This is a genomic window from Xenorhabdus sp. KJ12.1 (assembly GCF_963876495.1).
GTDB classification, from domain to species: Bacteria; Pseudomonadota; Gammaproteobacteria; order Enterobacterales; family Enterobacteriaceae; genus Xenorhabdus; species Xenorhabdus stockiae.
The window spans coordinates 115,057-137,732 of sequence record NZ_CAWNQH010000094.1; the positions used below are offsets into that span (position 1 = coordinate 115,057).

Consider the following 22,676-nt stretch of genomic DNA (forward strand, 5'->3'; position numbering starts at 1 on the left):
TATTGATTACCCTACGTATTCCGGAACACCATCAGAACGGCGTTAACCCGGAATCCATTGGATAGATACTGTTGATAATACCAGTCGCTTACCTATTTTTGGCAATTTTTTTACTATTGCCGCTGGCTAGCCCCAAGAAGTCAATGATTTGAGGAAAATAGTATTCGAAACCAATAAATGCATGATTTCCACCAGATTCGACGGTTTGTCTGCACTGCATCAGGTAGGCAACCGCCTGACGGTAGTCCAGCACTTCGTCCCCGGTTTGCTGCAATAACCAGATAAGATCCGGTGATTCCAGCGGGTCAATATGCATTACTTTGAGGTCATGAATGTGGCTTTCTTCAAGAGTATACCGCTCTTCGGTATAAGGATTCACGTTTTCCCCAAGATAATCCTGAAGAAGATCGAATGGACGAACCGCAGGGTTGACGACTACGGCTGGCAGGCCAAAGCATTGTGAAAGCCAGATGGCCAGATAACCTCCTAATGAGGAACCAACCAAACCGATGTGTTCCCCTGAGCGGCTCATCACTATTTCTTCCAGTAAAGCTGCCGTATCTTCGGGGTAAGGAGGCAATTGCGGCACCAGCATCTCTATTTCAGGGTGCTGCTGGTGCAACCATGTTTTCAGCGCAGTTGCTTTTGCTGATTGGGATGAACTGTTAAAACCATGTAGGTAAAGTAACGTTGACATTAATACCCGTCCGAATCTAAATCCGGGCAAAATTCATTACTCTTGAGCCTATAAAGCTGCGTTTGCAGTTCTGCTTCTCCGCCACCAGTTACAGGCAATTCAAGGTAACGCCAACCCGGAGCCACTGTATCAAGCATAAAATTAGTACAATGTGGCTTAAATTGCACACAGGTTGATGGTGTTGCTATCACACGAATACCATTCCACATTACATCCAGCTCTTGATGGATATGCCCGCACAGTATTGTTTTCACCTGCGATTTACCCTTCAGGCATTCTGCCAGTGCAGGAGCATTGCGCAGACTGTGCTGATCCAGCCATGTACAGCCGGATGGTACAGGATGATGATGAAGCATGACAATCGCCTGACGATCACTGTGTTCATCCAGACATTTACTCATCCATTCCAGCTGGTATTCCGTCAATTCGCCGTGGGGAACACCCTGCACCTGACTATCCAGCATGATAAGCTGCCAGTGCTGGCCGATGAATATTTGCTTGGAAGGTGAAATCCCCGCCGCCGCCAGTACATCAACCATAGCAGGCTGATAATCGTGATTACCGGGTAACCAGACACAAGGGGCGGGCAAACGGGCAATGCCTTCAACAAAATTCTGATAGGCACCGGGAGTCTGATCCTGAACTAAATCGCCGGTCGCAACGACCAAATCAATATCAATATTCTGCTCAAGGATCGCATCCAACACAGCATGATAACTGCGATAGGTATTGATACCCAGCAGTGAGCCACCTTTATTGGCAAAAAGGTGCATGTCAGTGATTTGCAATATTCTTGCTGTGGCACCTTTCGCCACAGGTATTTCAAGCAGGCTTTCCAAATGGTTTCCTTTTCCTGTCGGTCATAGAGGGTCATTCTAACGTGTCTTTATGCATAAGATCTGCTGACTGGGGCACACTTCACGTTTCCCAACACAAAATTGCCGTTTATATTTCCAGCCACTCTTTTTTCAGTTTTTCATGGTGCAATGCCAGCCACTGTATTGCAATCACTGAAGCTGAATTATCAATAATTCCCTCTTCAACCCATTGATAAGCCTGCTCTCTGCTGACAACCAGTACCCGGATATCTTCATTTTCCCCTTCCAGACCATGGATACCTGGAGCAGTAGAAGAGTTGACTTCTCCTACAAAAATACTCATGCGCTCTGTTGTTCCTCCGGGGCTTGCAAGGTAACTCAGTGCCGGCTGGCAACGTTTAACTTCAATACCTGCTTCTTCTATCGCTTCACGGCGGACAACCTGCTCAGCATCTTCCCCTTCTTCAATCATGCCGGCAATCACTTCCAGCAACCATGGCGTCTGGCTGGTTTCTATCGCCGGAATGCGGATCTGTTCAATCAGGACAACTTCATCACGCACCGGATCATAAGGCAACAAAACACCGGCATGACCCCGTTCAAATACTTCACGCTTAATATTTTCGCTCCATCCTCCACGAAACAGACGGTGTCTGAATTGATACTCCGTCATTTTGAAAAAACCGTGATAGAGTGTTTTTCGGGAAATGACTTCAACATCTTGTTTCGAAAACGTAAATGGTTTTTCTGAATCTATCGATTTTGTAGAAATAAGCGGTGAGGTAAGATCTTCGCACATAAAAGCTCCTGTTTGTTATCTTTTAATTCTCTACTATTAAAATGTATTTTTTCACATTGTTCTAAATAAATTGATTTTGAAGATACAAACACTCTAGAAAATAAGGCAATATGGCACAAACAGCCACCTTATACTGCAAGTATTCTCTGCTAGAATCTGTGATATTGTTTTTATGCAGAGGCAACTTAAGCAAAATAGCTGCACAACAAGGAACGCAAATGAAAAAATTGCTATCTCTTTTTATCGCTATGAATCTGGTAGGTTTCAGTACTTCAGGCCACGCAGAAGACCTGTTACAAATTTATAAACAGGCGAAAGAAACTAACCCTGAGTTGCTTAAGGCGCTGGCTGATCGCAATTCGGTTTTTGAAGGGATTGATGTCGCCCGCAGCCCTTTATTGCCTCAGTTAGGCCTAAGTGCGGGAGCCAACTATGGCAAAAATTTTCGCAGCGGTAAACAGGAAACTCATGGTACCAGAGCAACTCTATCGCTGAAACAAAGCATTTTTGATATGTCCATCTGGAGTAAACTGAATCAGGCAGAAAAGAAAGCTGGGATTGCCGATATCAGCTATCAGGCAGCTCAGCAGAAATTGATTCTGGATACCGCCAACGCTTATTTTGATGTCCTGAGCAAAATTGATGCTCTGACCTATAGCGAAGCTCAGAAATCCTCACTCTACCGGCAGCTGGATCAGACAACCCAGCGCTTCAATGTGGGGCTGGCCGCCATTACTGACGTCCAGAACGCCCGTGCCCAGTATGATTCTATTCTGGCACAGGAAGTTCATGACCGTAATGAGCTGGATAATTCATTGGAAAAATTGCGTCTGATTACCGGCGTTTATTACCCGCAGCTAGCTTCATTGAACATTGATCACTTCAAGACAAGTAAGCCAAAACCAGCTGAAGACTTGCTGAAAGAAGCCGAAAACCGCAATCTCAACCTGTTATCTGCACGCCTGATGCAGGATTTGAAACGTGAGCAAATCAAAGATGCTCAGACTGGTTATATGCCAACTCTCGAGTTGTCAGCCAGTACAGGGGTTGATAATGAACACACGCGTCATAGCAGTGCCAGTGCCAGTGGCAATCAATATAGAGGCAACAATTCTGTCAGTGTCTCATTCAGCATGCCACTTTACAGCGGCGGTGCAACCAGCTCTCAGGTAGAACAGGCTAAATATGATTTCCTCTCCAGTAGTCAGGATTTGGAAAATACTTACCGTAAGGTGATTCAGGATGTTCGTTCTTCCTCCAATGATATTGGAGCGTCTATCAGTAGCATTGAAGCGAACAAACAAGCCGTGCTCTCCGCAGAAAGTTCACTGCACTCAATGGAAGCCGGTTATCAGGTAGGAACCCGTACTATTGTTGACGTGCTGGATTCAACCACCAAACTGTATCAAGCCAAAAAGAATCTGTCTCAGGCACGCTATAAGTACCTGATAAGTCTGCTGGTTAATCAGCAATCCCGTGGTACTTTGAACGAAGACGATCTAGCGGCACTGAATAATATACTGGGAACACAGGTTTCAACCTCTGCCAGCAATATTATTAAAGAGATGAAAACACCATCAATTCGCTGAATTAATGCGCTATCGTTTTAGATTAAAAAACGTTATATTAAACGCGCTATACTCAATAAACAGCCCGCCGTTGTGTGGGCTATTTTTTAATAGATCCTAATGAGCCATCCCATTGTGAATTACTGGTGGGATTAGCTCTTAATCTAATCTGATACCTTTAAGATGGATGCTCCCTATGACAATGAAACGGACAAAAGAGATTAACCGCGATAGTTTCCGCAAAGCGTGGAAACAATATCGTCTGGCACCTGTAGCACTCGCTGTCAGTGCTGTTTTCATGCTTTCTGCCTGTGAACAGAACGATGAAACGGTATCGCTTTATACCAATGCCGATGAGTGTTCCAAGGCAAATCCTTCTCAAAGTGAACAATGTACCATTGCTTATAACAACGCCCTGAAAGAAGCAGAGAAAACTGCACCAAAATATGCGACCCGTGAAGACTGTGTGGCCGAATTTGGTGAACAGCAATGTACTCAGGCTCCTGCACAGGCAGGCGTCGGTAGTCAGGCTGAGGCACAAAGCAGTGGCGGAAGCTTCTGGATGCCTTTGATGGCGGGTTATATGATGGGGCAACTGATGGGTAACAGATCTGCGCCTTCGCAACCGCTGTTCTCATCAAAATCAGCCAGCAGCCCGGCTAATGGTAAATTTGTTGACGCTACAGGTAAAAGTTATGGCCCGGCTACCGCTGGCGGCCGCAGCATGTCTGTACCAAAGACCGCAATGGCACCAAAACCGGCAACCACAACGACAATTACCCGTGGCGGGTTCGGTGATTCGGTGGCAAAACAATCCAGTATGCAGCGTTCATCTGCTGGCTCAAGTTCCAGTTCTTCCCGTTCAATGGGTGGCTAAGTCAAAGTGAGTATTAAGTCAAGATGAAACGCATTAGTATTACTGAGCGCCCGGACTGGCGCGAAAAAGCAACAGAATATGGCTTCAATTTCCATACCATGTATGACCAGCCTTACTGGAGTGAAGAGGCCTATTATCAGTTCAGTCTGAGTCAGATTGAAGAAATTGAAGATGCTACCGCAGAGCTGCATCAGATGTGTTTGCAGGTTGTGGAAAAAGTCGTCAATAGTGAAGAGCTGCTGACAAAATTCCAGATCCCTAAGCATTGCTGGGAGTTTGTCCGCTCTTCATGGGTCACCAGCCAGCCTTCACTCTATTCCCGTCTGGATTTTGCCTACGATGGTCAGAATCCACCAAAACTGCTGGAAAATAATGCCGATACTCCGACATCCCTGTATGAGTCGGCATTCTTCCAGTGGATCTGGCTGGAAGATCAGGTCAATGCTAGTCATCTACCGTCAAATGCAGACCAATTCAACAGCCTACAGGAAAAGCTGATCGAGCGTTTTGCGCAATTACGTGAAAAACACGGATTTGGTCTGCTGCATATGGCATGTTGTCAGGATAGTGAAGAAGACCGTGGTACAATCCAGTATTTGCAGGATTGTGCTTCAGAAGCCGGTATTCCGACAGAATTCCTGTTTATTGAAGATATCGGTCTGGGTGAAAAGGGGCAGTTTACGGATTTACAGGATCAGGTGATCGGTAATCTGTTTAAGCTGTATCCGTGGGAATTCATGCTGCGTGAAATCTTCTCGACCAAACTGGCTGATGCCGGAGTCCGTTGGCTCGAACCAGCATGGAAAAGTATTCTTTCCAACAAAGCATTATTGCCGATGCTATGGAAAATGTTCCCGAATCACCCTAATCTGTTGCCTGCTTACTTTGCTGATGAACGTCCGGCAGACATGGACAGCTACGTGATTAAGCCTTTATTTTCACGTGAAGGGGCCAATATCCGTATTATCGAGAATGGCCGAGAGATAGCCAGTGCAGATGGCCCTTATGGTGAAGAAGGCATGATTGTTCAGCAGTTCCATGCCCTGCCTAAATTCGGCGATAACCATGCGCTGGTAGGAAGCTGGTTAGTGAACGATCAGGCTGCGGGTATCTGTATCCGCGAAGACCGTGAATTAATCACACAAGATCTGTCCCGCTTCTATCCGCATATCATTCTGGATTAATTCAGTCATATCCAATCGATTTTGAATTGCATAGCATCAGCGAACAGGTAGTAACCCCCAGGAACATAGATAACTATGTGACTGGGGTGGACGAACATAGCCAATAAAGTGCCCGTTCGAAAGATGAAGGGAATTACCCTAACTGGATTGTCAGCATACTTAAGGAGCCATCTTCAATCCCTTCAACGGGCGTTGAAATTGGCTCTTCTTTATCCCATGTTCCCAGTACATAAAAAAGTGGCATAAAGTGTTCAGGTGTCGGGTGGGATAATTTACCGTCTTCCCTGTCTAAGGACTGAAGTAACGGGTGTGGCTCTTCAATACTCGTCAGGTTTTCACGTACAAACTGCTCAAAAGAGAGTGCCCACGGGTAAGGTTCTGCACCCAACTCTTCGGCTGGCAGGTTATGCACAACATTCCCGCTGCCGATGATCATAACGCCTTCATCCCGTAGCATAGATAGTTTTCTACCTATATCATAATAGAAAGCAGTCGACTGATTACGATCTATGCTCAGCTGTACCACCGGAATATCCGCATCAGGGTACATTTTAGCTAATATTCCCCAGGAACCATGATCCAATCCCCATTCGTCAAAATCAGTTTCGACCTCAATCGGCTCAAGAATATCCTGTACCAAAACAGCCAGTTCAGGAAAACCTTTCACTGGATACTGTTTTTCATGCAACTCACGGGGGAAATTACCAAAATCGTGGATAGTTCTGGGCTGAGACATTGCCGTCACAGCAGTACCATCTATATACCAATGCGCAGAAATTACCAGAATGGCTCTTGGTCTGGGCAGTTTTTGTCCTAACTCAAACCAGGCTCGTGAATAACAATTATCTTCAATGGCATTCATTGGGCTACCGTGACCAATGAACAAGGCGGGCATTCTCAGGAGACTCATTCTCGTCCCTCATACAGCAAATCAAACATGGTGGATTATGGATAGCGACAAAAAAATTATGGCAAGATTATGATGTTTCTTCCCTGAATATGGCCAATCAAAAAATGATGGGGTACTTTAAAAATACTGAAAGGCCACAGGGTGTGGACTGCGGCCTTATAAGCGTACATGCGATAAGAACTGATATATTCTATCCTGTTCGGCCTTTTATTCCGAACTTTTTTTACCCATCATGACTCAGAATTTAGTTCTATCAGCTACAAATTAAGAACCATGAAATATTCCATGCTAATGGAGGACGATACCAGCAGAAGAAAACTGTGCTGAATCAGCTGACAGCTTTTTCCATTTTAATGCGATACTCAACCAAATCTTCAATTGTGACCACTGGCATATCGTGCTGTTGAGCAAATTCAATCACCTCAGGTGCTCTGGCCATGGAGCCATCATCATTCGTTAGCTCACACAACACACCCGCTGGTTTAAAGCCTGCCAGTTTGACCAAATCAATCGTTGCTTCTGTATGACCACGGCGGGTCAAAACCCCCCCGTTCTGCGCTCGTAGAGGAAAAACATGCCCCGGACGATTCAGATCATCAGGCTGCGCGCCATCTGCAATAGCCGCACGAATGGTTGTAATACGATCTGCGGCAGATACGCCTGTTGTCACTCCCTGTGCAGCTTCAATCGTGATAGTAAAAGCCGTCTGATACTGGCTTGAATTGTTTTCCACCATCATAGGCAACTGTAATTGCCGACGGCGCTCATCTGTCATGCAAAGACACACAATGCCGCTGCCATGACGGATGGTTAATGCCATTTGTTCTACAGTCATGGTTTCGGCAACGAAAATCATATCACCTTCATTTTCACGATTTTCATCATCCAATACCATTACCCCACCGCCTGCACGTAAAGCCGCGATCGCGCGTTCAACACGTTGGAATGGGGTGCCATAAGAAGAAAGTAGCGTCTGATTCATGGTAAAAAAACCTCTTTTAAGTATGTGGGTTACCAGAATCAGGGCGATTTTGAGGAGTTGATATTGCTTAAAAATGAAGCAACAAAAACAACAGACGAGCGCAAGCGCCCGATTGATGCTGTTATTCTCTCCCATCCGGACTATAACCGTCGGCTCCAGAGTCACACTGGATCTGCTGACCTCTATTTATACCCCGGTTGTTTTTATTGTTAACAACAACGGAATAACGACAAATAGAGCGCTCGCGGGCTTCATAAAATCACCAGAAGATGATTTCACTTTACCGCCGGTAGGGACTTTCACCCTGCCCTGAGATAAACCATTCGACTATAACGTTAATGCTTCATCAGGGCAATTAGTAAAAACCAAATATAAAACCTGTCTCTCAATCATTTGTGCTTTCGCCAACAGGTATTAAAATAGCGACAACATTATTTTTATTAATAACAGCCCGGTGACTATACACAATGGATTTCAAGCTGCATCGCGGCGGCAAGGGAGTAAACCCCTAGGAGCATAGATAACTATGTGACTAGGGTGAGCGAACGCAGCCAACAAAGAGGCAGCTTGAAAGACGACGTGTATAAACGATGCTGTCAGTAAAAGGATACCCATTATGCTCGATCCCAAAAAAATTGAACAAATTGCCCGCCAAATCCACAATGCGATGCCAAAAGGTGTAAAAGAGTTTGGTGATGATATAGAGAAAAAATTGCGCACTGTATTGCAATCTCAGTTGAGCAAGCTGGATCTCGTCAACCGTGAGGAATTTGATGTTCAGACTCAGGTGTTACTGCGTACCCGTGAAAAACTGATCAGTATGGAACAGCGCCTGAACGAACTGGAAGCTCGTTTCGAAACCCCAAAAACAGCGATTGATGCCGAAGAGAGTCATGGCGAAAAGAAAGCTGATTAATACATAAGGAGAATTGCAACAAAATACAATTCTCCCAATCATTCAGGCTATGCCGTTGATGTCACCCGTTAAATTACGCAAAAAACATAACGGCATTATGGCTCAGATCAAATTACTGACTTTTTATCGCCTTAATAATATTGGTCGTTGAGATCCCGTCTTCAAAATTCAGCACCTGCACTTCACCACCAGCGGCCCAGACTTCCTCACTGCCAGCAATCTCTTCGGGCTTATAATCCCCGCCCTTGACCAGAATATCAGGCAAAATGCCCGCAATTAGGCGCTGCGGCGTATCTTCTTCAAATGCAACGACCCAGTCTACTGACTCCAGTGCAGACAGTACAATCATTCGCTGCTCCAGTGGATTGACTGGGCGCGTTTCACCTTTCAGGCGTCTGGTTGAGGCATCACTGTTAACGGCCACAATTAGGCGATCGCCCAGTTTACGGGCATTGGACAAATAAGAAACGTGCCCGGCATGGAGAATATCGAAACAACCATTTGTCATTACGATACGTTCACCGCGCTGACGTGCCTGTTCAACAACTTCTTTCAGGCGTGATTCATTCATCACACCAAAGCCTGTTTCTGCACGTCCACGCACGGCATTTTCCAATTCCACCGGGGAAACAGTGGAAGTACCCAGTTTTCCGACTACCACTCCCGCCGCCGCATTAGCCAGATAACAGGCTTCAGCCAGTGGTTTACCGGCTGCAATAGCCGTTGCCAGCACACCAATTACCGTGTCACCGGCGCCCGTTACATCAAAAACCTCCTGCGCCTGAGTGGGCAGATGTAAAGGAGGCTGCCCGACACGCAGCAGACTCATGCCACGCTCTGAACGGGTGATTAACAGCGCTTTCAGTTCCAGATCCTGTACCAACTGCGTACCTTTACGCACCAGTTCATCATCATCTTTGCAATGACCAACCACAGCTTCAAATTCTGACATATTCGGAGTCAGCAGTGTTGCGCCACGATAACGCTCAAAATCGTGACCTTTAGGATCAATCAGAACTGGGACACCAGCAGCATTTGCCAGCTTAATCATTGCCTGAACCTGACTCAGCGCACCTTTTGCGTAATCGGACAATACCAGTGCGCCGATATTTGGCAGAGATTGCTGAATTTTCTCCAGCATGGGCTGAGCATCTACGTTCTGAAAGCCTTCTTCAAAATCCAGACGGATCAGTTGCTGATTACGCGAAAGAATGCGTAATTTCGTAATAGTAGGATGGGTTGAAACGGAAACAAAGTCACACCGGACTTTCACGCTGCTCAGTTTTTCGCTTAACGCACGGGCAGCATCATCAATACCCGTTAACCCGACTAAATGTGAATTAGCGCCCAATGATGCGATATTCATAGCAACGTTAGCTGCTCCGCCCGGACGCTCTTCGATGGTGTCAACTTTAACAACAGGAACCGGCGCTTCCGGTGAAATGCGGCTGGTTGGGCCGTACCAATAGCGATCTAACATGACATCGCCAACAACCAAAACACCTGCACGGTGAAAATCAGGGAGTGCTACGTTCATCCCATGCTCCAAATATCAGAATAAATTGTGGCGGATATTACCATAACCAGCCAGAATGCCAGAAAGAACCCTCAGAAAAAGCCAAACTCACTGTGCTTTATCTCCAAGCCATTTCTGCCAACTATTGTGTACGAGTGCTTTCTGTTGGATGAACCGTTCAGCAGGTACATGACTGGATAGTGCCTGTAAAGCAAGCTGGTGCAGTTCATTGCGCAGAGTGATATAAGCCTGTGTCAATGCACTTGCTTCCTCCTCGCCCATAATATTGTATTCAGCCATTAACTCAAAAATGCGGACATTATCAGACCAGCGCACCAGTTTGGCATTTTCTGGCGCGTAACGCAGTACCTGATATTGGGCGATAAATTCAATGTCGGTGATCCCTCCGGGATCAGCTTTAATATCAAACTGACCATGTTGGTGGCTTCCCAGATGCCGATACATTTTTTCGCGCATTTCACGTACTTGTTGGCGCAACAGTTCAGGCTCCCGTGGCATACATAGCGTTTCACCGCGAATACGCTCAAAATCGCTCCGCATTTTTTCATCACCAAATACCATCCGGGCACGAATCAAAGCCTGATGTTCCCACGTCCATGCCTCTTTTTTCTGATATTCATCAAAGGCTTCAAGAGTACTGACCAACATGCCTGACTCGCCGGACGGCCGTAGTCGGGCATCCACCTCATACAACACCCCTGACGCGGTTCGGGTACTGAACAAATGAAGTATCCGCTGGGCCAGACGCAAATAGAACTGACGGGCATCAATGGAGCGATCACCATCAGTCATTACCCCAATCGGGCAATCCAGTAAAAACACCAGATCCAAATCAGAACCATAACCCAGTTCCCATCCACCTAATTTGCCATAGCCAAGAATGGCAAAACCAAGCCCCTGACGTTGCGATAAATGAGTTGGTGTGCCGAAACGTTTTACCATCTGGTTCCATGCCAGATGCACAACCGCACCGATAATCGCCTCAGCCAGATAAGTCAGATGATCACTGACTTTCATAACCGACAGTGCTCCCGCGATATCTTCTGCGGCTATCCGCAATAGTTGTGCCTGTTTGAACTGCCTCAGAGCTTCCAGTAACTGCTCTTCATCATCTTCAGGAATACGCAATAAGTATTGATACAGCTCATCCCGATATGCATCCAACGGTAATGGCTTATACAAGGAAGTCGGATCGAGTAATTCATCCAGTAATAGAGGGTGATGGCTAAGCTGGCAGGCAATCATCGGAGAAGCGGCACACAAACGAATAACATGGGTCATCACCTGTTCTGATTCCAGAATCAGCTCCAGATAGGTTGTCCGGCTGACGATACTCAGTAATAAGGGAATAACCCGCTCCAATACGGTATTGGTATCTTCTCTTGCCACAATTTTTGCCAGCAGACGTGGCATCAGATGATCCAGCACGTCACGCCCCCGTGGGCCAATGGTACGCTTACTGATATCATTACGTAGCGACACCATCGTCTCGAGCATTTTTTGGGCTTCAGGTTCACTGAGATGAGGAACAAGTGCCATCAGTTCGTCTCTGTTCAGGTACTCCAGCCATAAGCTCTTAAACGGCACATGAGCGGAGACTTCACCATTACCCTCAGTTTCATCACCGATCAGCTGCTGAAAAATATCCCGCACAACCAACATATTTTTTTCTGTTTCTGCTGTTAAATGATCCCAGTCAGAAAATCCCATTCCCCAGCATAAACGGGCACGATCCAGCTCACTCTCCGGTAACGTCTGGGTTTGTTGATCACGAATGGATTGCAGCAAATTCTCAAGCCGACGTAAGAACAGGTAACTTTCTTTGAGTTGTCTGACCTGCTCCTGAGTTAATAATGCCAATGTTTCGATGGCTTCCAGTGCCCGTAATAATGAACGGGATTGCAGGATGGGTTCTCTGCCTCCGCGGATCAACTGAAATACCTGTGTGATAAATTCAATTTCCCGAATTCCACCGGCACCCAATTTAATGTTGTCTTTTAAACCCCGCCGACGAACTTCCCGCTCAATCATATTCTTCATGTTGCGTAACGACTGGATCACACTGAAATCAATATAACGACGATAGACAAATGGCCTCAACATCTGGCGTAATTCGTTACAGTAAGCCTGATCATCATGCCCCAGAATCCGCGCCTTGATTAACGCGTAACGCTCCCAATCCCGCCCCTGTTCCTGATAATAATCCTCCAGTGCCGGAAAGCTGAATACCAACGGCCCACTATCACCAAACGGACGTAATCGCATATCAACACGATAAACAAAACCATCGATCGTCTGCTGATCCAATACCTTGATCAGTTTCTGCCCCAGTCGGGTAAAAAACTGCGCGTTATCCATTTCACGGCGACCACCTCGTGTCACACCGTTTTCCGGATAGGCAAAAATCAGATCAATGTCAGAAGAAAAATTAAGTTCTCCTCCTCCCAATTTACCCATACCGAGGATCAATAGTGGCTGTGCAACACCAGTCTGATCCGTGGGAGTTCCCCAACTCTGACAGCAATGACGGTACAACCAGTCACGGGCAGCAATAATCAGTGTTTCCGCCAGTACACTCAATTGTTGCAGTATCTGCTCTGTTGTACTGCTGCGCAGAGCCTGTGACCATGCAATTCTCACCAACATTCTGTTACGGAAAAGGCGTAAAGACCGCATTAGTCCATTTTCGTCATTGGCTGAAGACAAAGCCTGATTCAGCCATTCAGCCAACCATGTAGAATAGTATTTCCACTCATCAGGCTGCGGAGGATCCTGACGGATCTCATCCAGCCATTCAGCGCGAGTCAGCAAATTTTCTGCTACAAAGTCACTTATCGCCAGCACCGCCTGTTCATGAGGTGCAAAGTTGTCTGCGATTGCCTCTGATTGCCGGAATGATGGCTGAAAGTGCATCACCGTGTGCTTCAATTGATGAGTTAAAACAGATGAAAGTGGCAGCATAGTCAGGTTCCATTGTTTATGGTAATTGGGTCATCAACCACTGAGTCAGTGCCAGTTTACATTGCAACCATTTCGCGCTGTAACACATTTTTTCTGCACCAGCCTCTGCATCGGCTATAGAAAGGCTCTCTTCTAATTCAGACAATAAACCCAGTGCCGGAGCTGTTCCGCCTTGCTTTTCAACCAGTAGTCCTGCCCGTTTTAAAACTTTCTCTAAGCCTGCTTTTCCTGCATTGATCCCTGCCAGCCATCCTTCCTCTTGTTCCTGCCACTGTTGCAGGATATCTGTCAGAAGAACAGATAACGGTTGCTGCCATTCCGGCGTTTCAGAGATCTCCGCTTTCATACTGACCAAGTTAATGGACGAGGCTTCTCTGACAAGCGCATAGCCCCGTGCCGCTTTGCTACTGTTTGCCAGCCGTAAGCCCCCCTGAACCGCCAGCTCCTCAGCTAGTGACAATACATCAGACACCTGTCCGGTTTTCAGCTCCAGTTCAAATTCACAAATAGGCGAGGCTTTCTCTCCGGCACGGATTTCTCCCTGATCCAGAACCACTTCGATTTCACTCTGTCCATAGTTCACCAGCCATTTTTCACGGGAAAAATCCGTGCTGAACAGATCCGCCAACGCAGACTGCAATTGAGTAATATCGGTATTTTCAGGCCAGATATCAGCAGGAAACAGGGCTAAATTCAGTTTTGGCTGATGAAGAGGAACGTTGAACTCTGGTCTCTGATGCAAGCCACCAATAACCCGTCCGGCTGTTTTAATCGTCATTTCATACTGGTGGTCAAAGCCACGAATACGCAGCCCCATATCCCAGCGACGCAGCTGGTTATCCGATGTTTCAAAGTAAATATTGGTCAAATGTTGTGGTGAGGTGTAATGATTAGGAAGCTGGAATAATCGGTCGCGTACTGTCGATATCGTTTCGGGTTTTACTGACAGTTTCAACTCTACTTCTACAGAACGCATATCTATCTCTCTCTCGGTTCATACTGCGCGGTTCGTTTTTCATCCTGTCCACGGTTTTTTCAGGGAAATTCTTCAGAGAAGTTTTTCAGAATATGAAAAATAAACCACAATAGCCTGTTCTCTCAACAATGATTGTGCTACTCCATCAAAAAAACCCTAACAATATCGATATTCGGTCAGTTGATTGAACATTCATTCTGGTTTACTGATTGCACCCACAAACTTAACTCTTTACTATCAGCCTGAGTAGTTTGAAAAATTGGATAGCTTAAATCACGTTAATCACATACACCAAAACAGTTGACAACAGAATGCAGAAACTACATCGATTACTTATTTTATTACTTGGTTTTACACTTCCGTTATCCGTGCATGCTGAAGAAAAACGTTATGTTTCCGATGAACTATCAGCCTACATTCGTAGCGGCCCAAGTAATCAGAACCGCATCATGGGCTCATTGAATGCCGGTTCAGAAGTCATTCTGGTGAATCCTAAATCAGAGAATGGCTACTCGCAGATAAAGGACAGCAAAGGGCGTACAAGTTGGATCTTATCCAGTGAACTCAGCGCTATTCCCAGCGTGCACGAGCGTATTCCCGCTATGGAGCAGAAAATTAAAACGCTGACTGAGCAATTGGCTAATATTGATAATAGCTGGAATGAGCGTACTGCTGAAATGCAGGACAAAGTCGCTGCCAGCGATAGAATCATCAATGACTTAAAAGCCGAGAATACAAAACTCCATAACAAGCTGACTGTAGCGGAGAAAAAAGTAGAAATTGCTAACCTACAGCTCGATGATAAACAAAGAGAAATCATTTTGCAGTGGTTCATGTATGGCGGTGCTGTCGCTGGTATCGGCCTGCTGTTGGGGCTTGTTCTGCCACATATTATCCCGCGTCGGAAACGCAAAGATCGCTGGATGAGCTGATTTTAAAACACCGGTTTTAAGGATGCAGGGTTCATGAATATCGATTCAAGAACAGAGTCTTAAGGATATAGCTTTAAAGGACACAAGCGTGAAAGTTTACTTGGTTGGCGGAGCTGTTCGTGATCAACTGTTGAATCTGCCGGTTACAGAAAGAGACTGGGTTGTTGTTGGCGGCAACCCTGAAGAACTCCTGTCACAGGGATATCAACAGGTCGGGAAAGATTTTCCCGTCTTCCTGCATCCTCAAACCCATGAAGAATATGCTCTGGCACGTACAGAACGAAAATCCGGTCAGGGATATACCGGATTTACCTGTTATGCCGCTCCTGATGTCACACTAGAAGAAGATCTTTTGCGTCGGGATCTGACTATCAATGCCATCGCACAAACGGCCGAAGGTGAATTGATCGACCCATATCAGGGCGTTGAAGATCTGAAAAACCGCATCCTCCGTCATGTTTCAGCAGCATTTGCAGAAGACCCGCTGCGGGTATTACGACTGGCTCGCTTTGCAGCCCGGTTTGCACATTTAGATTTTTCCATTGCAACGGAAACGCAGGCGCTGATCACTGAAATGACAGCGAGTGGTGAATTGTCATCCCTAACCCCTGAGCGAGTCTGGCGGGAAACTGAAAAAGCACTCGCATCGCAATCCCCACAGGTTTATTTTCAGGTTTTACGCAATTGTGGCGCTCTGGCTGTTCTTTTTCCGGAACTCAATAACCTGCTTGATGCCCCTCTCAAGTACACAGATATAAATATGGGCGTTCATTCTCTAAACGTCCTGAAGATGTCTACTTACCTGAGCACAGATACTGATATTCGGTTTGCTTCACTGTGCACTCACATCGAAAGTGAACAGATTAAACAATTGTGTGAACGGTTACGTATTCCTAATTCTGTACGGGATCTTGCCGGTATCGTGGCTCAATATTCCGGTTGGGTACATACGGCTCAACAACTACCGCCAGAAAAAGTGCTGGCGTTGTTCAATGCCATCGATGTATGGCGCAAACCGCAGCGTCTTGAGCAGTTAATTGTCTGTAGTAAAGCCGATATCTGTGCCTTCACTGGCTCGAAAACACCACTCTATCCCTCTGAAAACTATTTACGCGGCGCTTTTACTGTAGCTGCTCAAGTCAGTGTTCAGCAAATCATTGCCCGTGGTTTTCAGGGAGTAGAGATTCGCACAGAATTAGAACGACAACGCCAGCTCGCCATCGCCGACTGGGAACAAATCCAGTGCTAGCTAGCTTTACGTTCAATCACGACACCCACACTGGTTGCCTGTGCCACAGCGCCGGGCTTACTGACTTTAATTCTGACCCACGGCGAGTGAAACTGATTCAGTAAAATATCCGCCACTTCTTCCGCCACACGTTCTACCAGCGCAAACCGCTGGTTTTCTACATGCCGGATCACCGTTTCACTAACCTGAGAATAATCCAGACAGTGCTCAACATTATCACTGGAAGCTGCGCGTTTATTGTCCCAGCCCATTTCGATATCGAACACCAGTTTTTGCTTAATCGTCTGTTCCCAGTCATATACGCCAATCGTAGTAATAACGGTTAATTCTTTAATAAATACGATATCCATCACGCTGTTTCCCCGTTTTTTAGTTCACCGGATACCACTTCCGACTAAATGTGCGTATTATCCATTGTTATAGTAAAGAAAACGACCCTTATTCATTGGACATTGGAGATATCTTATGAGTGCTATCGCGCTTGGTATGATCATCTTCGCGTATCTATGTGGCTCTATATCCAGCGCGATATTGATCTGTCGTCTGGCAGGATTACCCGATCCGCGCCAGCATGGTTCCGGTAATCCGGGAGCAACAAATGTACTGCGTATCGGCGGAAAAAGTGCCGCATTCGCAGTACTGATCTGCGATGTACTGAAAGGCATGATCCCTGTCTGGCTGGCATATAAGCTCAACATTCAACCCTTTTATTTAGGCATTATCGCTATCGCAGCCTGTTTAGGGCATATTTACCCGGTTTTCTTCCATTTCAAAGGTGGTAAGGGCGTTGCCACTGCATTCGGTGCCATCGCTGCCATTGGCTGGGATCTTATGGGGTTAATTGCCGGCACTTGGCTGCTGACCGTATTATTGAGCGGTTACTCCTCATTGGGCGCGATTATCGGTGCGCTGGTTGCACCTTTCTACGTCTGGTGGTTTAAACCTGAATTTACCTTTCCCGTCGCCATGCTTTCATGCCTGATACTTATGCGCCATCACGATAATATTCAGCGTCTCTGGCGAGGACAGGAAAGCCGTATCTGGCATAAACTGAAAAAGAAAAAAGAAATGACTGAAAAAGAAAAAGTTCAGGCAGAGAAGGAACAGCAACAACAGGACGATTAACACGAATGTCCCCGCGAGGGGGCTATTCCCTCTTTCCAAATAGCATGGAGAGACATAATTGATTGCCCCAAAAGAGATTACTTTTTTCCCGCCGCCAGATCCCAATGAAAATCCGTGGGTGCATGGAAAACCTATCGAAGAAGTTATCGAAGTCGTGGATTATGACCCTGAATGGGTCACTCAGTGGCAACAACTTTCTACTGATATAAAATCTGTACTGGGCAGCACAGTCCTCCGGCTGGAACATGTTGGCTCAACGGCTGTGCCTTATCTTGCCGCCAAGCCAATCATCGATATCGATCTTATTGTGGAAGATCCCATACAGGAAAGAAAGTATTTGCCAGCACTGGAAACGCTAGGTTACTACTTAACCGTACGTGAACCCAGCTTTTATCAGCATCGCTGTTTTCGTCTGGCAAAGCCAAGAGCCAACCTCCACGTATTTGGCCCTGCCTGCCCTGAACATATCCGCCATATTTTATTCCGCGACTGGCTCAGAAAACATCCTGAAGATCGGGAACGCTATATCTCTGCTAAACTTCAGGCAGCGGATAATGTAACTCACGTTATGGATTACAATCAGAGAAAACATGCGGTTGTGCATGAAATATACATGAAGATATTCAAGCACCAAGGCTTACTGTAGTTCTTAACATTGTAAAACCATTGTGAAGGGGGTTATATGAAAGCACTTGTTTATCACGGAGCCGGAAAAAAACTTTGGGAAGAGAAAGCGCCACCCCAACTCATTGAGCCCACGGATGCTATTGTTCGCATTGTCAAAACCACCATTTGTGGGACAGACCTGCACATCCTCAAAGGAGACGTTCCTACTGTTGAGCAGGGCCGGACACTGGGCCATGAAGGTATTGGTATTGTTGAGTCAATCGGCGATTCTGTCCGTAACCTCAAAGTCGGTGATAAAGTTATCATCTCCTGTATTACCGTCTGTGGTAGCTGCCCCTATTGTAAGCGCCAGCTTTATGCGCATTGCAAAGATGGGGGCTGGATCCTGGGGCATAAAATCGACGGTACGCAGGCAGAAAAAGTACGTATTCCCCACGCTGATAATAGTCTTCATCGTTTGCCGGAAGGTGTTGATGAAGAAGCCGCCTTAATGCTCAGCGATATTCTGCCGACCGGGCTTGAAATTGGTGTTATCAATGGCAGGGTTCAGCCGGGTCATACCATCGCCTTAATTGGTGCAGGGCCTGTCGGACTTTCTGCGCTACTGGCATCCCAGTTTTACTCTCCGGCACATATCATCATGATAGATACCGATGATAATCGCCTCAGCGTTGCTCAGCGGTTTGGTGCCAACACAATTATCAACCCGACACGGCAAAACGTGGTTGAAACCATCCACAAATTGACTGATGGCATTGGTGTTGACGTTGCTATTGAGTGTGTAGGGATCCCTGCGACTTTCCAGATATGTCAGGATATCATTGCCGCAGGCGGGTTTATTGCTAATGTTGGTGTTCATGGCAAACCCGTCGATTTACATCTGGAAAATCTCTGGATCAAAAATATCACCATCACCACTGGGCTGGTCAATACAAGCAGCACTCCCATGCTGTTGAAAAGCGTTCAATCCGGTAAGATTTCACCGGAAAAATTGGTCACTCACCACTATTCATTGAGTGAAATAGAGACCGCTTATGACATATTTGGGAATGCCGCCAAAGAGAAAGCATTGAAAATCGTCCTGTCAGCATAAATTGATGTAGCAGAAAAAGTTGTCATTCCGCAACTTTTCCTGCTACATGCTGAAACCCGCTGAAAGACAGCAGGTAAAACACGATACGACTGAGTGTCACAAAAACTATTTGCCATTCAACTGTTGTTGATACCTGTCTTGTTTTTCAGCATTTTCCGCCAACATTGAAAAATCTTTTACTGACCAGTAATGTTGCGGGGAAGGTAAGTCTTTCATGCTCTTTGTTGGCCATAACTGAAATTCAGCCAGTTTATCCAATGAAAAATCCCGATAGGAATCCGGTAACGAAAGGCGTAAAGCAAACTTTTCCTTGCCGAAAGGCATTAATGGATAACGATCATCTTGGGTTTCATAATTCCTGCGTAATACCAGAAACTTTTGTGGAATACGCTGGTAACTGTTCCACCATAAACCATCAACCTTATCAAACATCCTCTTTGTGCCTGACCTGTCGTAAGCGCCCAGCTCATTTAAGGCCATTGGCAGGATATTCGCAATCGCAACAGAAAAGTGACTCACAGAAGATGCCTGACCTTGCAGAATAAGCGTCAGCGCCAGTCTCGCGCCCAATAAGTTGGAGTAGAGATCTTCCGGGGAAAAGGCTGAAATCGCCTCTGAAAAACCGGGAATAGACTGATAACCGTACCATTGGGCAATCTCATGCCAGGCAGCTAACTGAAATGCCAGCTTTGCAGCCAAATACGCACTCAGGGTATAGCGTTCTGCGGGATCTGTGGGCGGAGTAAATGCAAAAAAGCGAATCTTACGTGCTGCCAGCTCATCATCCAAAGACAATGTCCATTCTTGGCCAAGGCGCGCATAAATCTGGCTAAAAAGATAAAGCGTATAGTCCGCAGTATCCCTGACATGGGAAATATCAATGAATCCACCTTTCTCGGTATAGAGCAGGCCGATTTTTTCATTGCTGACACCCAATAACGCCGCGCTTGCACCAAGAAAGCTATCGTTATAGTGATGTTCTCCCAATTTCTCTGCCTCAACAATGTTATCAATATGATAGAGAGGTACAGAAACCCCTAATGTATTCACTTTAAGATCATAACCGAATGCACAACATGCTCTTAAACCTTCGGGAGATTTAACAGGGGGCAGGGCTAACCAGTCCGTTTTTGCCTGTTCATGTGTCGTACTTTTGAGCATCGGATCAATAGTTGTAACCGGTGCTGATTTGTTTTGGCAGGCTGTCAGCAGAAAACTTAACAGTAGTGTGACCAAATACTTCAAAATGCTTCTCCAACCTGAAAATAAAACCCGGTACTGCCTTTTCCAATACCAAAATCTAACCTGACATTCATACGTGGTTTAAACTCAAAACGATAACCGACGCCAATTGAAGGAAGCCAATGTCGTTCTCCCAACGTTGACGGAGTATCACTCAGCGTTCCCATTCCAACCCAGCCGACAACGCCGTGACGCCAGTCCAGCTTATGCCTCAGCTCCAACTGAGTTGTGAAAATATTTTTATCGCGGTAACGCCCTTCATAATAGCCGCGCATACGCAGACTATTCCCTAGCAAAGATAGCTGGTTCCACGGTACTTCACCGGCACTAAAACGCGCATAGTTATCAAAAGCGAGTACCGTTTTTTCAGATAACTGGTGATAAGTCGAGAACTGTAACTGTGTCGTAGAGAAACGATAGTCTGCTCCTAATTCAGGAGAGAAATAGGTGTAAATCAGCTCAATCGCCTGACCATACTGCGGGTTGGGAAGGAAATCCCGGCTATCATAACTAAAGTATGCACTTACACCTGAACTGATAACCGAAGCCCCGCCAACAGACTGTTCAAAATATTTTTTTGCCTGAGCATCGGTATCACCGGCATTAACGGAGGAAAAATTCACACCCAGCCCCATATAAGTGGCATCAGCAACGCGGTAAAGCACTCGGGGACGAATATCAAATTCACGCGAACGATAACTTTGTTTATTACTGTTATCTTTTCCCGCTCTGTAACCTTTTCCCCAATAATAGGTAGGTATGTTATTGAGGGTACCAGAAACAAATAACCGCCACTGGTCACTGGCAAGAAAGTTATAATTGGTGAAATTGAGGCCAAAAGCGCCGGTGGATGAGCCAAACCCACTGAGCCCCAGTGAAGAATTCTGACTAATATCGTCGTGACTGTCAGGGCGATAAAGCCCGACTACAGCTACACCAAGCCCCACTCCCATTTCCGGTGTATAAAAAGGGCCGGGCAATACACCCCAGTCAATTTTCTTGCTGGCGTCGAACTGATTATCGCCACCTAGCTCACTGAGCCAGCCGTCAATTTTTTTGCGGTCAGGCAGGATATCTGCATAAGCAGCTGAGGTAGTCAAAATAAGAAGGCTGGATATCACCAGCCTTTTGATAATCGTAAAGCGCAACATTAAAAACGAAACTCGCCGGAAATATAGAAGCTGTTTCGGTTACCAAAACCAACTTCTGATAATAGATTGAAATTACGGGTGACCTCAAAACGAGCACCAACTGTATTATTCCATTTATGGGCAAGGTGTTGTTTGACGTCGAAATTTATATCTGAGCTAGACTTAAGCATATTAAATAGACTATCAATTTCAGATGGTAAGTTCAGTTTGCTGACATCACCTTTAAAACGCTGAGTAATGTCCTGATACATAGCACCAACCCATACCTGAACTTTGCTATTTCCCTTCTCGGGAATTAATGGATTGAAGACAAATTCATAACCTACACGAGGTGTGACAACAAAAGCGCTAATATCCCCATCTAAAATATCCAAATTAGTTCTGGTATAATTTGCATCCAAGGTGGCAAAAAACTGATTATATCCACCCGCAAATGTTGCTCCTCCACCATAGGTTTTTCCTTTAAAACTGAGTTCGAAAGGAGTATTTTTAAAAGTATCATCATCACCAAATACGATGATATTATCTAAATTTGTTTCAGATTTACCTTTAGTCTTTCCGTAAACACCGTATACATTCAGAAAAGGTAAAACCCATGTATCTAGTTTCAATAAATGAGTTTCATTTCTGCTCCGGGTATTCCCTGCATTAACAATAATTTGATCTTTCCACGCTTCATTTATTTGTGGATTAGTAAATTCAAACTTAATACTATCCACAATTACATTCTGGCGCAGGTTCATATAACCATAACTGACTCCGAATGGTTCAGGAAGATCATAGCCTCTGGCTCGGGCTTCATCCCCCCAAATCGGCAGAATACGGGACTCTGATTTAGCTGAATGGGATAAACTACCATCGCTATTAGTTTGCTGTACACCAGACTCAGTCATCGTCAATGAAAAAAGTGGGCGCTCACTGTCTGCATAACTATATGAAGTTACAAGGCAGAATGCAGTTGCTAACAATTTGCTATAGTTAGTTAAGGTCATAATAAACTCAAAGGAAAAATGGAGGACTCGGCAGACTAGC

At 45.7% G+C, this 22,676-nt stretch carries 21 protein-coding genes and 1 riboswitch; of the genes, 9 read left to right on the plus strand and 12 right to left on the minus strand.

Annotated features, from left to right (window positions below; all coding sequences use genetic code 11):
• Nucleotides 1-88: 88 nt before the first annotated feature.
• The 3 genes from yqiA to nudF all read right to left on the minus strand — a co-directional run bounded on the left by yqiA (nucleotide 89) and on the right by nudF (nucleotide 2,314).
• Nucleotides 89-697 (minus strand): esterase YqiA, encoded by a 609-nt coding sequence (yqiA, locus tag AACS92_RS17060; protein WP_099108978.1) that lies wholly within the window; start codon nucleotides 695-697, stop codon nucleotides 89-91.
• Entirely contained in the window at nucleotides 697-1,536 is an 840-nt protein-coding gene (cpdA, locus tag AACS92_RS17065) for a 3',5'-cyclic-AMP phosphodiesterase (RefSeq protein WP_099108979.1), read from the minus strand. Before cpdA ends, yqiA begins: the two co-directional genes overlap by 1 nt.
• A 106-nt stretch (nucleotides 1,537-1,642) precedes the next feature.
• Entirely contained in the window at nucleotides 1,643-2,314 is a 672-nt protein-coding gene (gene nudF / locus AACS92_RS17070) for an ADP-ribose diphosphatase (protein WP_099108980.1), read from the minus strand.
• A 218-nt stretch (nucleotides 2,315-2,532) separates the two neighbouring features.
• Between nudF and tolC the strand changes: the two genes are divergently transcribed.
• The 3 genes from tolC (at nucleotide 2,533) to AACS92_RS17085 (ending at nucleotide 5,943) form a co-directional block, all read left to right on the plus strand.
• Complete coding sequence (gene tolC, locus AACS92_RS17075) at nucleotides 2,533-3,903, plus strand: outer membrane channel protein TolC (protein WP_099108981.1); 1,371 nt, start codon at nucleotides 2,533-2,535, stop codon at nucleotides 3,901-3,903.
• Between the two features lie 181 nt (nucleotides 3,904-4,084).
• Nucleotides 4,085-4,759 carry a DUF1190 family protein gene (locus tag AACS92_RS17080; protein ID WP_193756882.1) on the plus strand — a complete coding sequence of 225 codons (675 nt, stop codon included), beginning with the start codon at nucleotides 4,085-4,087 and terminating at the stop codon, nucleotides 4,757-4,759.
• Nucleotides 4,760-4,782: 23 nt separating this feature from the next.
• A complete protein-coding gene (locus tag AACS92_RS17085) occupies nucleotides 4,783-5,943 on the plus strand; it encodes a glutathionylspermidine synthase family protein (RefSeq protein WP_099108983.1) in 1,161 nt (386 codons plus the stop codon).
• Nucleotides 5,944-6,076: 133 nt separating this feature from the next.
• Here the strand turns inward: AACS92_RS17085 and ygiD are convergent, their stop codons facing one another.
• Nucleotides 6,077-6,853 (minus strand): 4,5-DOPA dioxygenase extradiol, encoded by a 777-nt coding sequence (gene ygiD / locus AACS92_RS17090; RefSeq protein ID WP_099108984.1) that lies wholly within the window; start codon nucleotides 6,851-6,853, stop codon nucleotides 6,077-6,079.
• Nucleotides 6,854-7,181: 328 nt separating this feature from the next.
• Entirely contained in the window at nucleotides 7,182-7,835 is a 654-nt protein-coding gene (gene ribB / locus AACS92_RS17095) for a 3,4-dihydroxy-2-butanone-4-phosphate synthase (RefSeq protein WP_099108985.1), read from the minus strand.
• Nucleotides 7,836-7,954: 119 nt separating this feature from the next.
• Nucleotides 7,955-8,156: riboswitch (FMN riboswitch) on the minus strand.
• A 295-nt stretch (nucleotides 8,157-8,451) separates the two neighbouring features.
• Between ribB and ubiK the strand changes: the two genes are divergently transcribed.
• Nucleotides 8,452-8,751: a ubiquinone biosynthesis accessory factor UbiK gene (gene ubiK / locus AACS92_RS17100; protein ID WP_099108986.1), complete on the plus strand. Its 300-nt coding sequence runs from the start codon at nucleotides 8,452-8,454 to the stop codon at nucleotides 8,749-8,751.
• Nucleotides 8,752-8,863: 112 nt separating this feature from the next.
• Here the strand turns inward: ubiK and hldE are convergent, their stop codons facing one another.
• The 3 genes from hldE to AACS92_RS17115 form a co-directional block, all read right to left on the minus strand.
• Nucleotides 8,864-10,288: a bifunctional D-glycero-beta-D-manno-heptose-7-phosphate kinase/D-glycero-beta-D-manno-heptose 1-phosphate adenylyltransferase HldE gene (hldE, locus tag AACS92_RS17105; protein WP_099108987.1), complete on the minus strand. Its 1,425-nt coding sequence runs from the start codon at nucleotides 10,286-10,288 to the stop codon at nucleotides 8,864-8,866.
• Between the two features lie 87 nt (nucleotides 10,289-10,375).
• The gene (gene glnE / locus AACS92_RS17110; RefSeq protein WP_099108988.1) at nucleotides 10,376-13,249 is read right to left on the minus strand and encodes a bifunctional [glutamate--ammonia ligase]-adenylyl-L-tyrosine phosphorylase/[glutamate--ammonia-ligase] adenylyltransferase; all 2,874 of its coding nucleotides are present in this window, start codon (nucleotides 13,247-13,249) and stop codon (nucleotides 10,376-10,378) included.
• A 16-nt stretch (nucleotides 13,250-13,265) separates the two neighbouring features.
• Nucleotides 13,266-14,225, minus strand: coding sequence for a CYTH domain-containing protein (locus tag AACS92_RS17115; protein ID WP_193756875.1), 960 nt, complete (start codon nucleotides 14,223-14,225; stop codon nucleotides 13,266-13,268).
• Between the two features lie 311 nt (nucleotides 14,226-14,536).
• On the opposite strand from AACS92_RS17115, the gene AACS92_RS17120 reads away from it, so the two are divergent.
• Both AACS92_RS17120 and AACS92_RS17125 read left to right on the plus strand, forming a co-directional pair.
• Nucleotides 14,537-15,157: a TIGR04211 family SH3 domain-containing protein gene (locus AACS92_RS17120; RefSeq protein WP_099108990.1), complete on the plus strand. Its 621-nt coding sequence runs from the start codon at nucleotides 14,537-14,539 to the stop codon at nucleotides 15,155-15,157.
• An 88-nt stretch (nucleotides 15,158-15,245) separates the two neighbouring features.
• Nucleotides 15,246-16,406, plus strand: coding sequence for a multifunctional CCA addition/repair protein (locus AACS92_RS17125; RefSeq protein WP_099108991.1), 1,161 nt, complete (start codon nucleotides 15,246-15,248; stop codon nucleotides 16,404-16,406).
• On the opposite strand, the gene folB is transcribed toward AACS92_RS17125, so the two are convergent.
• A complete protein-coding gene (folB, locus tag AACS92_RS17130) occupies nucleotides 16,403-16,756 on the minus strand; it encodes a bifunctional dihydroneopterin aldolase/7,8-dihydroneopterin epimerase (RefSeq protein WP_099108992.1) in 354 nt (117 codons plus the stop codon). The genes AACS92_RS17125 and folB overlap by 4 nt on opposite strands.
• Before the next feature lie 115 nt (nucleotides 16,757-16,871).
• Between folB and plsY the strand changes: the two genes are divergently transcribed.
• The 3 genes from plsY to AACS92_RS17145 are packed head-to-tail and all read left to right on the plus strand — an operon-like array spanning nucleotide 16,872 to nucleotide 19,251.
• The gene (gene plsY / locus AACS92_RS17135; RefSeq protein ID WP_099108993.1) at nucleotides 16,872-17,531 is read left to right on the plus strand and encodes a glycerol-3-phosphate 1-O-acyltransferase PlsY; all 660 of its coding nucleotides are present in this window, start codon (nucleotides 16,872-16,874) and stop codon (nucleotides 17,529-17,531) included.
• Between the two features lie 58 nt (nucleotides 17,532-17,589).
• Entirely contained in the window at nucleotides 17,590-18,177 is a 588-nt protein-coding gene (locus AACS92_RS17140) for a GrpB family protein (RefSeq protein WP_099108994.1), read from the plus strand.
• 36 nt (nucleotides 18,178-18,213) lie between these two features.
• Complete coding sequence (locus AACS92_RS17145) at nucleotides 18,214-19,251, plus strand: zinc-dependent alcohol dehydrogenase family protein (RefSeq protein WP_099108995.1); 1,038 nt, start codon at nucleotides 18,214-18,216, stop codon at nucleotides 19,249-19,251.
• 105 nt (nucleotides 19,252-19,356) lie between these two features.
• Here AACS92_RS17145 and AACS92_RS17150 read toward each other — a convergent pair whose 3' ends face one another.
• From AACS92_RS17150 to AACS92_RS17160, 3 genes are read right to left on the minus strand one after another with little or no spacing between them, the layout of a single operon-like run.
• Complete coding sequence (locus AACS92_RS17150) at nucleotides 19,357-20,499, minus strand: DUF4056 domain-containing protein (RefSeq protein ID WP_241537901.1); 1,143 nt, start codon at nucleotides 20,497-20,499, stop codon at nucleotides 19,357-19,359.
• Nucleotides 20,493-21,644: a BamA/TamA family outer membrane protein gene (locus tag AACS92_RS17155; protein ID WP_099108996.1), complete on the minus strand. Its 1,152-nt coding sequence runs from the start codon at nucleotides 21,642-21,644 to the stop codon at nucleotides 20,493-20,495. Before AACS92_RS17155 ends, AACS92_RS17150 begins: the two co-directional genes overlap by 7 nt.
• Nucleotides 21,644-22,636: a hypothetical protein gene (locus AACS92_RS17160; RefSeq protein WP_099108997.1), complete on the minus strand. Its 993-nt coding sequence runs from the start codon at nucleotides 22,634-22,636 to the stop codon at nucleotides 21,644-21,646. The genes AACS92_RS17155 and AACS92_RS17160 overlap by 1 nt, the downstream gene beginning before the upstream one ends.
• Between the last annotated feature and the right edge of the window lie 40 nt (nucleotides 22,637-22,676).